12 protein-coding genes and 1 riboswitch are annotated in these 13,236 nt (G+C 73.9%); of the genes, 5 read left to right on the top strand and 7 right to left on the bottom strand.

Going from position 1 to position 13,236, the window contains the following annotated elements; translation table 11 throughout:
- Nucleotides 1–239 precede the first annotated feature (239 nt).
- On the top strand, nucleotides 240–2,285 hold the full coding sequence (locus tag ACJ9NR_RS12470) for a bifunctional glycosyltransferase 87/phosphatase PAP2 family protein (RefSeq protein WP_412487608.1): 2,046 nt from the start codon (nucleotides 240–242) through the stop codon (nucleotides 2,283–2,285).
- 61 nt (nucleotides 2,286–2,346) lie between these two features.
- On the opposite strand, the gene ACJ9NR_RS12465 is transcribed toward ACJ9NR_RS12470, so the two are convergent.
- Complete coding sequence (locus tag ACJ9NR_RS12465) at nucleotides 2,347–3,582, bottom strand: cytochrome P450 (protein ID WP_412487607.1); 1,236 nt, start codon at nucleotides 3,580–3,582, stop codon at nucleotides 2,347–2,349.
- A 231-nt stretch (nucleotides 3,583–3,813) separates the two neighbouring features.
- Between ACJ9NR_RS12465 and ACJ9NR_RS12460 the strand changes: the two genes are divergently transcribed.
- From ACJ9NR_RS12460 to ACJ9NR_RS12445, 4 genes are all read left to right on the top strand, one after another.
- Nucleotides 3,814–4,983, top strand: a complete 1,170-nt coding sequence (locus tag ACJ9NR_RS12460; RefSeq protein WP_412487606.1) for a steroid 3-ketoacyl-CoA thiolase — start codon at nucleotides 3,814–3,816, stop codon at nucleotides 4,981–4,983.
- Nucleotides 4,984–5,026: 43 nt separating this feature from the next.
- Nucleotides 5,027–5,266: a hypothetical protein gene (locus ACJ9NR_RS12455; protein WP_412487605.1), complete on the top strand. Its 240-nt coding sequence runs from the start codon at nucleotides 5,027–5,029 to the stop codon at nucleotides 5,264–5,266.
- A 106-nt stretch (nucleotides 5,267–5,372) separates the two neighbouring features.
- Nucleotides 5,373–5,924: a GNAT family N-acetyltransferase gene (locus ACJ9NR_RS12450; protein ID WP_412487604.1), complete on the top strand. Its 552-nt coding sequence runs from the start codon at nucleotides 5,373–5,375 to the stop codon at nucleotides 5,922–5,924.
- A 47-nt stretch (nucleotides 5,925–5,971) separates the two neighbouring features.
- Nucleotides 5,972–6,433, top strand: coding sequence for a hypothetical protein (locus ACJ9NR_RS12445; protein ID WP_412487603.1), 462 nt, complete (start codon nucleotides 5,972–5,974; stop codon nucleotides 6,431–6,433).
- A gap of 176 nt (nucleotides 6,434–6,609) precedes the next feature.
- Here ACJ9NR_RS12445 and ACJ9NR_RS12440 read toward each other — a convergent pair whose 3' ends face one another.
- The 6 genes from ACJ9NR_RS12440 to ACJ9NR_RS12415 form a co-directional block, all read right to left on the bottom strand.
- Nucleotides 6,610–7,029: an aggregation-promoting factor C-terminal-like domain-containing protein gene (locus ACJ9NR_RS12440; protein ID WP_412487602.1), complete on the bottom strand. Its 420-nt coding sequence runs from the start codon at nucleotides 7,027–7,029 to the stop codon at nucleotides 6,610–6,612.
- A gap of 289 nt (nucleotides 7,030–7,318) precedes the next feature.
- Nucleotides 7,319–8,149, bottom strand: a complete 831-nt coding sequence (locus ACJ9NR_RS12435; RefSeq protein ID WP_412487601.1) for an ECF transporter S component — start codon at nucleotides 8,147–8,149, stop codon at nucleotides 7,319–7,321.
- Nucleotides 8,146–9,864 (bottom strand): ABC transporter ATP-binding protein, encoded by a 1,719-nt coding sequence (locus ACJ9NR_RS12430; protein WP_412487600.1) that lies wholly within the window; start codon nucleotides 9,862–9,864, stop codon nucleotides 8,146–8,148. The genes ACJ9NR_RS12435 and ACJ9NR_RS12430 overlap by 4 nt, the downstream gene beginning before the upstream one ends.
- Complete coding sequence (locus ACJ9NR_RS12425; protein ID WP_412487599.1) at nucleotides 9,861–10,970, bottom strand: energy-coupling factor transporter transmembrane component T; 1,110 nt, start codon at nucleotides 10,968–10,970, stop codon at nucleotides 9,861–9,863. Before ACJ9NR_RS12425 ends, ACJ9NR_RS12430 begins: the two co-directional genes overlap by 4 nt.
- A 127-nt stretch (nucleotides 10,971–11,097) precedes the next feature.
- Nucleotides 11,098–11,736: an SCO2322 family protein gene (locus tag ACJ9NR_RS12420; protein ID WP_412487598.1), complete on the bottom strand. Its 639-nt coding sequence runs from the start codon at nucleotides 11,734–11,736 to the stop codon at nucleotides 11,098–11,100.
- A 5-nt stretch (nucleotides 11,737–11,741) separates the two neighbouring features.
- Nucleotides 11,742–12,974 carry an SCO2321 family membrane protein gene (locus tag ACJ9NR_RS12415; RefSeq protein ID WP_412487597.1) on the bottom strand — a complete coding sequence of 411 codons (1,233 nt, stop codon included), beginning with the start codon at nucleotides 12,972–12,974 and terminating at the stop codon, nucleotides 11,742–11,744.
- Nucleotides 12,975–13,094: 120 nt separating this feature from the next.
- Nucleotides 13,095–13,224: riboswitch (cobalamin riboswitch) on the bottom strand.
- Nucleotides 13,225–13,236: the final 12 nt, after the last annotated feature.

Below are 13,236 nucleotides of genomic sequence, written 5' to 3'. Positions count from 1 at the left end.
ACGAGTCGTTGCGCACGGCATCCGAATGCCGTGCCACCGGCCCGTACGCCTCCGTGTCGCTCCCCGGTGCCGGTCCTCCGGTGTGACGCTTCTCGCGTCCGACGCGGGCAACCGGCCCCCCGGCGCACTATCGTCTTTCCGACAAAAGGAGGACGGACGCCAGGTGAAGGCGGAGTAGCGTGCGTCTCTCCCAGGGGGCACAGAACACAGCGACGAACGGGGCGGGAGGCCGACGGGGCGTGGCGGACGTGGAGCACAGCGGGCGACCGGCGGAAGTCTTCGGGGCGACGGCCGTCGGCGGCGTCAGAGGCCGCGTGCGCGCGGCGCGCCTCGGTCTGTGGCTGATCGCCGCGGTCCTCGCCGTGCGGCAGGTGGCCGTGGTCCTCGGCACCCCGAGAGGCGACCGGCTGACGGACCTGGAGACCTGGGTCGGGCCGAACGGCGTCCTGCACGTGAACGGGTCGCTCTACGACTCCACGCAGTTCACCGGCACACCCTTCGCCGGTCTCGTCCTCAAGCCCCTCACCCGCGCCGCCGCACAGGCCCTCGGCTGGGGCTGGACCTTCGGCACGCTGCTGCTGGTCGTCGCGCTCGGCCTGGTGGCCGGCCGTGCGCTGCCGCAGCCGGTGAGCAGACGGGCCTCGCTGCTGGCCGCGCCGGTCGCGGTCAGCCTGCTGATGCTGTCGCTGCCCGTGCGCAACGCCCTCTGGCTCGGCCAGATCAGTATCCTGCCGGTGCTGCTGGTCCTGGTCGGCTGCTTCATCGTCCGCGGGGAACGCGCCAGCGGCCTGCTCATCGGCGTCGCCGCCGCCCTCCAGCCGACCGTGCTGCTCTTCGCTCCCCTGCTGTGGTTCACCGGCCGCCGCCGGGCCGCCGTCTCCACCGGCGTCACCTTCGCCGCCTGCACCGCGCTCGCGTGGGCGGCGATGCCGCACGACTCGTACGCCTACTGGGTGCACCACATGGCGGGCACCGGCCTGGGCGGACCGGCCGACGACCTCGCCAACCAGTCCCTGCACGGCGGCCTGCTGCGGCTGGGCCTGACCGGCCCGCTGGAGATCGCCCTCTTCTTCACCCTCGCCGCCGCGGTCGCCTTCCTCGGCGTGCGCCGCGCCGTGCGCTACGCCCGCGACGGGCAGCTGCTCCTCGCGGTCGCCGTCACCGGCTGCGCGGCGATCGCCGTGTCGCCGACCACCTGGCAGCACCAGCTGCTGTGGGTGCTGCTCGCGGTCGTCGGGCGGGTCGGCAGGCGCGCCTCCGACCGGTACGTGTGGCCGGTCGCGGTCGTGCTGGTGATGACGCTGCCCGCGAAGATGATCCTGCCGAACATGTCGGCGCTGTACACCCTGCGCGACGACGTCGTCCTGCTCGCCGCCCTCGCCGCGGCGACCGTCGTGCCGTTCCTGTCCCGTACCTCGCCGTACTACCAGGCGCCGGTCCCGACCGAGTACGCCGCCCCGGTGCCGGCGCGGCTGAGGCACGTACCGCTGCTGCCGTTCCTGCGCCGGGTCCTCAGCCGCCCGAACCTGCTGCTGGAACTGCTGCTGATCCGCGTCACCTACGCCGCGTACCAGCAGGTCAGGCTCGCGGCGACCGGTGGCTCCAACGAGGCCGGGCGGGTGCGCGCGGAGCACCACGGCCACCAGATCCTCGGCATCGAGCGCTTCCTGCACATCGACATCGAGCACTGGGTCAACCACGCCGTGGCCAAGGTCGACTGGCTGCGCGGCTTCTTCGACTTCTACTACGAGTCCTTCCACTTCGTCGTCCCGCTGACCGTGCTCGCGGTCCTGTACTGGCGCCGCCCGGTCGACTACCGCTGGGCCCGCTCGTCCCTGGGCTTCGCCACGCTGCTGGCCCTGGTCGGCTTCTGGCTCTACCCGCTGGCCCCGCCGCGCCTGCTGCCCGGCCTCGGCATCATCGACACGGTCCACGGCGTCCAGGACTTCTCCAAGCCGAACTACGGCACCCTCACCGCGCTGACCAACCAGTACGCGGCGATGCCCTCGCTGCACTTCGGCTGGTCGCTGTGGTGCGGGGTGGTGATCGCGGTCATCGCGCCCAGGTGGTGGATGAAGGCGCTCGGCCTGCTGCACCCGCTCTTCACGGTCTCGGCGATCGTGGCGACCGGCAACCACTGGGTGCTGGACGCGGTGGGCGGCGCGGCGGTCGTGGCCGCGGGCCTGGGCCTGTCGTACCTCTTCCAGGGACCGCGGGCGCGACCGGCCGTCTCCGTGGCGGTCCGCGGGGAACCGGTGCCGGCGAAGGAACCCTCGCCCGGCTGACCGACCGCACAGCCGTGCGGAAACGGGCCGGCGGCTCCGGGACGCCGCCGGCCCGAGATCGTCAGCCGGCCCGCACCCGGAGGTGCTTGACGCCGTTGATCCAGGCGGACCGCAGGCGGTCGGGGTCGCCGGACAGGGTCAGGCCGGGCAGGGCGTCGGCGATGGCGTCGAAGATCAGGTCGATCTCCAGGACGGCCAGGGACTTGCCGAGGCAGTAGTGCGGGCCTCCGCCGCCGAAGCCGAGGTGGGGGTTGGGGTCGCGGAGGATGTCGAAGGCGCCGGGGTCGGTGAAGACCTCGGGGTCGTGGTTGGCGGCGGCGTAGAAGATGCCGACGCGGTCGCCCTTCCTGATCCGCTTGCCGCCGAGTTCGAGGTCCTGGGTGGCGGTGCGCTGGAAGGCGTTGACGGGGGTCGCCCACCGCACGATCTCCTCGGCGGCGGTCCGCGGCCGCTCCCGCTTGTACAGCTCCCACTGGTCGGGGTGGGTCAGGAAGGCGTGCATGCCGTGGGTGATGGCGTTGCGGGTGGTCTCGTTGCCCGCGACGGAGAGCATCAGCACGAAGAAGCCGAACTCGTCGGAGTTGAGGTTCCCCTCGTCCTCCGCCGCCACCAGCGTGGTCACGATGTCCTTGGCCGGGCACTGCTTGCGGTCGGCGGCCATGTTCATGGCGTAGGCGATGAGCTCGGTGGCCGATTCGGCGCCGATCTCCTCGGTGATGGCGTACTCCGGGTCGTCGTAGGAGATCATCTTGTTGGACCAGTCGAAGATCTTGGCCCGGTCGTCCTGCGGGATGCCGATGAGCTCGGCGATGGCCTGCAGGGGCAGTTCGCAGGCGACCTCGGTGACGAAGTCGAAGGTGCCGTCCTGGGCGCGGGCGCCGCGCGCGATGGCGTGGGCGCGGTCGCGCAGCCGCTGCTCCAGCGCCCGGATGGCGCGCGGGGTGAAGACGCGCTGCACGATCTGGCGGACGCGGGTGTGCTCGGGCGGGTCCATGTTGAGCAGGATCAGCCGCTGCATGTCGATCGCGTCGCGCTCGATGTGCTCGTTGAAGCGGATGATCGCCGTGTTGAGGTACGAGGAGAACAGCTCGGGGTGGGTGGAGACGTACTTGACGTCCGCGTGCCGGGTGACGGCCCAGTACCCCTCGTCCCGGAAGCCGGCGACGTTGTCCGGCTGGGGGATCCAGCGGACCGGTTCGGCCCGCCGCAGCTCGGCGAACTCCGGCAGGGGCACGCGGCGGTGCAGCAGGTCGGGATCGGTGAAGTCGAACCCTTCGGGGAGAGCTGGACAGGGCATCGGCGACTCCCGCCTGTGTTCTGACGCTCCATCAGGTTTGCCGTGAAGGTAATAACGGGTTCTATAAGAGGCAAGAGGTGCGGCGCGCTGAATTACGTGCACGACCCTTGCGGTTGTGACCGCGGGGTCAGCAGACTGCACTCAGAACTAGAACACGTACTAGTTCAGCGTGGCGGGGCCGGCCGGGACGCCCCCGCGCCGCGCGGGTACCGGAGGAGAGGATCCCCCACCATGGCCGCGGAACCCGTGATCGTCGAAGCCGTACGCACCCCCATCGGCAAGCGCGGCGGAGCGCTCGCCAACCTGCACCCCGCCTACCTCCTGGGCGAGACCTACCGTGAACTCCTCGGCCGCACCGGCATCCCCGCCGACGCGGTCGAACAGGTCGTCGGCGGCACGGTGACCCACGCCGGCGAGCAGTCCATGAACCCCGCGCGCACGGCCTGGCTCACCATGGGGCTGCCCTACGAGACGGCGGCGACGACGGTCGACTGCCAGTGCGGGTCCTCGCAGCAGGCCTCGCACATGACGGCCAACATGATCGCGGCGGGCGTCATCGACGTGGGCATCAGCTGCGGGGTCGAGGCGATGTCGCGGGTGCCGCTGGGATCGGGTTCCAAGCACGGACCCGGCAAGCCGTTCCCCGACGAGTGGAACGTCGACCTGCCCAACCAGTTCGAGGCGGCCGAACGCATCGCCCGCCACCGCGGCCTGACCAGGGAGAACGTAGACTCGCTGGGCCTGATCTCGCAGGAGCGGGCCGCCGTGGCGTGGGCCGAGGAGCGGTTCAAGAAGGAGACGTTCGCCGTCCAGGTCCCGACCACCGAGGACGAGCAGCGGGCCGGAGGGGGCATGTGGCGCCTGGTCGACCGCGACGAGGGGCTGCGCGACACGTCGATGGAGGCGCTGGCCCGCCTGAAGCCGGTCATGCCCACCGCCGTCCACACGGCGGGCAACTCCTCGCAGATCAGCGACGGCGCGGCCGCCGTCATGTGGGCGTCGAAACGGATGGCGCGCGCCCTGAGGCTGCGGCCGAGGGCGCGGATCGTGGCCCAGGCGCTGGTCGGCGCCGATCCGCACTTCCATCTGGACGGCCCGATCGACGCGACGCGCGCGGTGCTCGGCAAGGCCGGCATGTCGCTCAGGGACATCGACGTCGTCGAGATCAACGAGGCGTTCGCCTCCGTGGTGCTGAGCTGGGCGCAGGTCTTCGAGCAGGACCTGGAGAAGGTCAACGTCAACGGCGGCGCGATCGCCCTCGGGCACCCCGTGGGCGCGACGGGGGCACGGCTGATCACCACCGCCCTGCACGAACTGGAGCGCACCGGCAAGGAGTTCGCCCTCGTCACGATGTGCGCGGGCGGCGGCCTGGCCACCGGGACGATCCTCCAGCGACTGTGACAAACGACTTGCCGGGCTTGACGCGGACTGCTCAACTTGGCCGGTGCTGATCAACGTCATCCTCCGCGTCCTGCCCTTCTACATCCGCGAACCGCTCGTCCTCGCGATCTGCCTCTCCTTCTCCGGCCTCGCCTTCTACTGGTTCTTCACGGCGGGAGGCCTGGCCAGGGGCGGCATCGGCCTGCTGTTCCTGGCGGTCGGCGCCCTGCGCGTGTACGTCTTCCGCAAGGAGTGGAGATCGCGCAGAACGGCGAAGGAGGGCGGTGTGGCGCAGCAGGCGTAGGACCGGCCAGTCGCGCCGGGAGCGCCGTCCCACGGCCGGGACGGCGCGCCGCGCGCACTACCCTGGCCGCCCGCAGGGAACGGACGCGCGGGGCGGGTGAACCACCATGGAGGAGATCGCGGCCGCGGACGGCGGCCCGGTGACCGTACGGGAGATGCGGCCGGAGGACGAGGCGGGCGTGGGACGGCTGTTCGCCGCCTGCGAGGACTACTTCGTCGCGGCCACCGGGGCACCGGCGCTCCCGGCGGACGTGCAGAGTCTGTACTACGCGCTGCCCGAGGGCGCGGACTTCGAGCAGAAGCGGCTGCTGGTGCTGTGCCGGGGCGGGGACGTCGTGGGCCTGGCCGACCTCGTCGACCGCTTTCCCGAGGCGGGCAGCTGCTCGGTCGGGGTGTTCCTCGTCGCGCCCGGGGCCCGGCGGCGGGGAGTGGGGGCGGGGGTCGCGCGGCGGCTGATCGGGGAGGCCGCCGGGCGCGGCATGCGGACCGTCGTCGCCACGTGCCCCGGCACCTGGGAGCCGGGGCTGGGCTTCCTGCGGAGCCTGGGCTTCGAGATCGGCCGCCCCGAGGAGACCGCGGGCGCGACGGTGGGCAACCGCACCCGGCATCCCGGCGAGCGGGACCTGCGCACGGCGCGGCTGGAGCTGCCGGACCGATGAGTTCCGCGCGCCGCCGGCGTCTGTCCTGTGACAGGGAGGTGGTCGCGGTGGATGCGACGGAACGGCAGGCAGCGCTGGACCGGCTGGACGTCCTGGTCGGGGAGTGGGTGGTGGAGGCGGAGTTTCCGGGGCTGGAGGTGCCGCCCGGGCGGAGCGTCTTCGAGTGGGCCCTGGGACGGCAGTACCTCGTCCAGCGGACGGAGGCACCCGCTCCGGCGCCGGACGCCATGGCGGTCATCGCCGTGGACCCGGAGACCGGCGGCTACACGCAGCACTACTACGACTCGCGCGGCGTCGTACGGCTGTACGCCATGACCTTCGCCGACGGTGTGTGGCAACTCCTGCGCGAGAAGCCGGACTTCTCACCGCTCGCGTTCCGGCAGCGGTATGTCGGGCACCTGAGCCCGGACGGCGGCACGATCCGCGGCGCCTGGGAGACGGCCCAGGACGGCACGGCCCCCTACGAGCGGGACTTCGGCCTCACCTACCGCAGGCGCGGCGGCTCATGAGGCCGGCCGCGACCGTACGGCCGGCCGAGGGCGGCCGGGGGACCACCGGATCACGGTCGGGCCGGACCGACCCGGGCGGGACCCGGGCTCCCCGTGCCGGATCGGTACGGGGCTGATCGGTGCGGGGCTGATCTGGGCGGGGCTGATCTGGGCGGGCCGGATCGGGGCGGGGCGGCTCAGTACCAGCCGTGCGTCTGCCAGAAGGACCAGGCGCCGACGGGGCTGCCGTAGCGGGAGTTCATGTAGTTCAGGCCCCACTTGATCTGGGTCCTGGCGCTGGTCTTCCAGTCCGGGCCGGCCGTGGCCATCTTCGAACCCGGCAGGGCCTGGACCAGGCCGTAGGCGCCGGAGGAGGAGTTGGTGGCGGTGACGTTCCAGCCGCTCTCGTGCTCGACGATCTTGCTGAAGGCGTTGTACTGCGCGGCGCTGGGGATCATCTGGTGCGCGATCGACCTGGCCTGGGCGGCGGAGGCGGTGGTGGCGGCGTGGGCGGGAGCCGCGGTCAGCACCATGCCGGCGGTGGCGGCGGCCACGGCGGCGGAGGCGAGGGCCTTCTTCGGCGAGGAGAAGCGGCGGACGATGCGGGAGACAGTCACGGGGAACCTTTGCGTCGGGGACGGGATGCCGCTCGCAGGCCGGGGCATGCGTCGGCGCCGAGGCCCTGGGGGCACGTCGGCGCCGTGCGACGCCGTCCAGAGAAACAGGCCCGGATGGCGTCCGCAATGCCCCCTTTTACTAGTTGTCGTCGCATCTGGGGGGTGCGGGGCGGGTGTGATCGGCCTCTCAAAGTGCAGGTCAGGCGCTATTTTGCCGTGGACATGGCGTCCGAAATGCACTACTAAGGGAAGTAGTGAGTGACGTGGGTCATGTGGGGCGGTTCACCGTTCAACGGGGTTCGAATGTGACCGCGGTCTCGAAGGCGGCCCGGCGGGTGGCCCTGCGCAGCGCCTTGAGCACGGTCGGGCCGAGCGTGAGCGTGAGCACCACCGTGACGACGGCCCGGCCCGTGTCCCAGCCCAGCGAGGTCGCCGCGCAGTACGCGAGGAAACGGGCCAGGTTGGCGGGGACGGGCGCGTGCGGGTCGAAGGCGATGCCCGAGGCGAGCGCCCCCATGAAGGGCCAGCCGGCCAGGTTCATGATCGTGCCGTAGGCGAAGGAGGCGAAGAAGCCGTAGGCGGCCAGGAGGCCGGTCTCGCCGCGGCCGCGCAGCCGGTCCGGGCCCGGCAGCAGCCCCGCGCCCATGGTGAACCAGCCCATCGCCAGCATCTGGAACGGCATCCACGGGCCGACCCCGCCCGTCAGCAGCGCCGACGCGAACATCGTGACCGAGCCCAGGGTGAAGCCGAACCCCGGGCCCAGGACCCGCCCGCTCAGCACCATCAGGAAGAACATCGGCTCGATGCCGGCGGTTCCGGCGCCGATCGGGCGCAGGGCGGCGCCGGTCGCCGCGAGCACGCCCAGCATGGCCACGGCCTTCGGGCCGAGCCCGGACTCGGCGATCGTGGCGGAGACGACGGCGACGAGCAGGACCAGAAGGCCCGCGAAGAGCCACGGGGCGTCCTGGGCGTGGGCGCCGAGCCGGGAGTCGGGCGGGGCGAGGAAGGGCCAGCCGAAGGCGGCGACGCCGATGGCGCTCACCAGCGCGAGGGCGATGACGGACCGGGGGCCCAGGCGGATGGCTCTGGCCCGGGGAGCCTGTCCGGCTCGCGCGGTCATCGCAGCGCCTCGCGTACCTGGGCGACCGTGAGCCACTCCTGGGGCGCCAGGATCTTGGTGACCTGGGGGGCGAAGGAAGGGGAGGAGACGACCACCTCGGCGGTCGGGCCGTCGGCGATCACCTCGCCCTCCGCGAGCAGCACCACCCGGTGGGCCAGTTCGGCGGCCAGTTCCACGTCGTGCGTGGCGAGCACGATCGCGTGGCCCTCGGCGGCGAGAGCGCGCAGCAGGGTGACGAGGCGGGCCTTCGCCGCGTAGTCCAGGCCCCGGGTCGGTTCGTCCAGGAGGAGCAGGGACGGGTGCGCGGTGAGGACGACCGCGAGCGCGAGGGTGAGGCGCTGGCCCTCGGAGAGGTCGCGCGGGTGGGTGTCGTCGGGGATGCCGGGCAGCAGGTCCGAGACCAGGGCGCGGCAGGTGCCGGCCGCTGCCCGGGCGTCGCGGTCGGCGGCGGCGCACTCGGCTCCCACCGTGTCCGCGTAGAGCAGGTCGCGGGGTTCCTGCGGGACGAGGCCCACGCGGCGCACGAGGTCCTGGGGAGCCGTGCGGTGCGGGGTCACGCCGGTGGTCAGGACCTCGCCTGCGGTGGGGGCGACCAGGCCCACGAGGGCGTTGAGGAGGGTGGACTTGCCCGCGCCGTTGCGGCCCATGAGGGCGATGGTCTCGCCGGGGGCGACGGTCAGGTTCACGTCGCGCAGGGCCTGCACGGGGGACCGGCGGACCGAGAGGGAGCGGACGTCGGCGACGGCGGACGGCGTGTCGGAGGGGGCGGTGCGCCCGCGGCGGGTGATGCGCCACCGGCCGGCGGGGGCCCGGTGCGGGGACGCGGCGCCGGCCGGCGCCGGACGGGTGGCGACCGCCTCCGGGCCGGGAGTCGCCCCGGAGGCGCCGTCGCCCGCGGGCCGGGCGAGCCGCGCGCGCAGCTCGGGCGCCCGGCGCCGCGCGTCCCGCACCGTCAGCGGCAGCGGGGACCAGCCGGCCAGCCGGCCCAGGGCCACCACCGGGGGGCAGACCGGTGACACGGCCATCATCCCGGCCGGAGTGCCGAGCCGGGGCGGTGCTCCCGGCGACGGCATCACAGCGACCTGGTCCGCGTACTGGATGACGCGCTCCAGGCGGTGTTCGGCCATGAAAATCGTCGTGCCCAGGTCGTGGACCAGGCGCTGCAGGACGGCCAGGACCTCCTCCGCGGCCGCCGGGTCCAGCGCCGAGGTCGGTTCGTCCAGGACCAGCACCCGCGGATGCGGGGTGAGCACCGAGCCGATGGCCACACGCTGCTGCTGGCCGCCGGAGAGGGTGGCCAGGGCGCGGGCGCGCAGGTCGGTCAGGCCGAGCAGGTCGAGGGTCTCCTCGACCCGGCGGCGCATCACCTCCGGCGCGAGACCGAGCGACTCCATCCCGTAGGCGAGTTCGTCCTCGACCGTGTCCGTCACGAAGTGGGCGAGCGGGTCCTGGCCCACCGTGCCGACGACGTCGGCCAGTTCGCGGGGCTTGTGGGTGCGGGTGTCGCGGCCGTCGACCGTGACCCGGCCGCGCAGCGTGCCGCCCGTGAAGTGCGGCACCAGGCCGCTGACCGTGCCGAGGAGGGTGGACTTGCCGACCCCCGACGGGCCGACCAGCAGCACCAGTTCGCCCTCCGGTACCTCGAAGTCGACGCCGCGCACGGTGGGTTCGGCCGCGCCGTCGTACGTCACGGAGACATCCTCGAACCGGATCACGACGGCTCCTCGGGGGCGATGAGGGCGGGAAGCAGGCCGAGCAGGACGGCCGCGGCGGGCCACAGCGGGAGGGCGGGGGCGGAGAGCGGGACGACGCCCGGGTGCAGCGCCGCCGGATCGCCGGCCGCGGCGAGGGTGAGCAGCGCGGCGACCGCGGCGCCGGAGGCGGCGACCAGCCAGGCGCGCGCGTCCCAGCGGTCGGGGCGGTAGCGCGTGCGCAGACTGCGGCGGCCGCCCAGGCTGAGGCCGGCCAGCGCCGCGGCGACCCCGGTGAGCAGCAGCGGCAGGCCGTAGACGCCGCCCTCGGCGGTCAGCAGTCCGTACGTTCCCACGCAGACGCCGAGCAGGCCGCCGAGGGTGAGGGCGGCGGTGGTGCGGCGTACGGCGGGTGGGACGTCGGCGGAGCGGCCGTAGCCGCGGGCGTCCATCGCGGCGGCCAGGGCGACCGACCGCTCCAGCGCGCCCTCCAGGACCGGCAGTCCGACGTGCAGCAGGCCGCGGATGCCGCTGTCGGGGCGGCCGCGCAGCCGGCGGGCGGCGCGCAGCCGCTGGACGTCGGCGATGAGGTGCGGGGCGAAGGTGAGCGCGACGACCACCGCGACCCCGGTCTCGTACAGGGCGCCCGGGAGGGACTTCAGCAGGCGGGAGGGGTTGGCGAGGGAGTTCGCGGCGCCGACGCAGATCAGGAGCGTGGCCAGCTTCAGGCCGTCGTAGCAGGCGAAGACGAGTGATTCGGCGGTGATCCGGCCGCCCAGGCGGATGCCCTGCGCCCAGTGCGGCAGGGGGACTTCGGGGAGGGTGACGATCACGTGCGTGCCGGGAACGGGGGAGCCGAGGGCCACCGCGAAGAAGAGGCGGACGGCGAGGACGGCGAGGGCGAGCCTGAGGAACGCGGAGTAGGAGCGGGCCCAGGGGGCGCGGGAGCGGCAGGCGGCGACGACGTAGGCGGACGTCGCTATGAGCAGGGCGAGCAGGAGGGGGTTGGTGGTGCGGGTGGCCGCCGTGCCGAGCCCGAGCGACCACAGCCACCAGGCACCGGGGTGCAGCGCCGGCCGGCCAGGGCGTGTTTCGAAAGTCCCGCCTGCCCGGCGACGCCTGGCACGCACGCTCGCCGCGTTGCCGGGATCACCCCGATACCTCCAGTGTCGGGGCGACCCTCCGCCCTGCGATCGCACGCACCGGACGCCGCCGGGCCCGCCCTGCGGGCGGACGGCGCCACTTTCGGAACACGCCCTAGCCATGCCGGCGTCGCCGCGCCTGCCACACCGCTGCCGCAGCCAGCAGCACGACCGCGCCCGCCCCGGCGAACAGGCCCACGGACGGGCCGCTGCCGCCCTTCGCCGCCTTCGCGGGGGCGGCCGCCGGCTCGCTCCCGCCGCCGACCTGCTCCCCGCACCCCTTGCGCGGATACCCGGCGATCGCGCACAGCAGGGCGTTGGTGTCGTAGCGCAGCGGCTTCGCCACCGAGGCCAGGGCGTCGGCCGTCGTGGCGCCGGCGGGCACTCGCGCGCAGGCCGTACGCCCCGCCGGGGGCGTCTCACCGGACGGGGCGTCCGCCGCCGTGCCGAAGTCGAGGACGAGCGCCACGCGCTTCTCGCCCTCCCGGGCCGGGGTCCGCGCGCAGATCTCCCGGAACGACGTCGTCCCGCGCGGCTTCGACGCGTCGCCCGAGTCCTCGCTGACCGAGAAGCGGAAGCCCTGGACGTCGCCGTCCGAGGGGCGGGCGGTGGCGGGGCCCTGGGTGGCGTAGGTCCAGTGCCCGGCGGCGTGGTCCCAGAAGGACCAGTAGCGGTAACCGGTGGCGTGGGCCTGACCGCTGGCGGCCAGTGCCAGCAGCAACGCGGTGAACAGGACGGCGCAGCGGCGGATCACGGCCGTCACCTCTTGCCGCGGCGGCAGAACAGGAAGCCGGCGCCGGCGCCGATGGCGACGAGGAGGAGCCCGCCGAGGACCCACCAGACGGTGAATCGGAAGCCGGAGTCGGAGTCGGAGGCCGAGGCCGCCTTCCTGCCGGAGGACGCGGCCGGGGCGGCGGAGGAGGCCGGCTGCGGACCCGTCGCGTTCAGCAGCCGCACCAGGTCCCGCCCGCCGAAGTCGTGCACGTCGGCCCCGTACGCCCGGGCGGCGAGGATCAGTTCCGCGTACGCGGCCGGTCCGGCCTGCTTCGCCCACGGCCCGGCGTTCGCCTCCAGCCAGCGCACGGCGCCGGCCGCCCGGTCGCCCTGGCCGGCGGTCGCGAGGGCGAGGACGGCGTCGGCGGTGTTGCCGTAGTCGGGCTGGGGCTTGGCGCCGGGCAGCGCCGTGGTCAGGTGGTGGTCCTTCGCCAGGGCCCTGGTGAGGTACGCGGCGCCGTTGCGCGCCGCCTGCCCGGGATCGTGGGCGTCCCGGCACGCCGTGGCGGTGCCGGACGGCTTGACGGCCGCCCCGGTCAGCCCCTTGCCGAGCGCGCCCACCACGGCCGCGGCGGTCGCGTCCGCGTTGGCGGCGAGCCCGCCCTTCTTGTCCGGCTGGAAGGCGAAGGCGCCCGCGTCCTGGCCGCCGCAGGGCAGGGCGAACGTCAGCAGGGCGTCGTAGGGGGACTTGCCGCCCTTGGTGACCCGCGCGGGCTGCTCGCCCGCGGCGGCGAGCGCGCCGATGACGACGGCGGTGGAGTTGGCGTCGCTCGGACCGCCCGGCGCGTAGCCCCAGCCGCCGTCCTCGTTCTGCGCGGTCCTCAGCCAGGCGACCGCCTTGCCGGTGGTGGCGCCGTGGCCGCCGAGCGCCGCGAGGGCCTGGACGGCGGCGGCCGTGCTGTTGGTGTCGACCATCGCCTTGGCGTCGCAGGCGTGGGCGGCGTCCGCGCGGAACGGCGCGAACGCCCCGTTCGCGCACTGCTGCCCCACCAGCCAGTCCACGGCCTTCGGCGCCGGCCGCACGCCCACCGCGTCCTGCGCGAGCAGCGCCAGCGACTGGCGCCAGACGCCGTCGTACTTCGGGTCGGTGGTGCCGTAGAGGCCGTCGGGCAGCGCGGCCGACGGCGACGGCGAAGGGGACGCGGCGACGGCCGGCGCGGCGGCGCCGATCACGGCTATGGCTGCCAGGGCAGCTGCGCTGCGGCGGACGACGTTCATGATCGGCGGGTGCCTCTCCCTGCGGGAGCGGGCAGCACGGGACACCCCGGGCGGCTCGGCTCCGTATGCCTCGACGGTGCCGTGCGCCGGCGGACTGCCGGCACACGTGAGCCGGTCACGACCGTACGGGGCAGTCCGGCTGACCGCCCTCGGCGGACGGTTCACGGTTGCGGGTCAGCGCCGGAATTGCACCGGCTTCCCCCCGTACGGGTGTGATGACGACCCGGCTACTGTACCGGGCCGTAGGAACGGCCCCGGCGGC

Origin of the sequence: Streptomyces sediminimaris (assembly GCF_047049295.1) — a bacterium.
Classification (GTDB): Bacteria; Actinomycetota; Actinomycetes; order Streptomycetales; family Streptomycetaceae; genus Streptomyces; species Streptomyces sediminimaris.
This window is presented reverse-complemented; position numbering and strand designations above follow the sequence as displayed.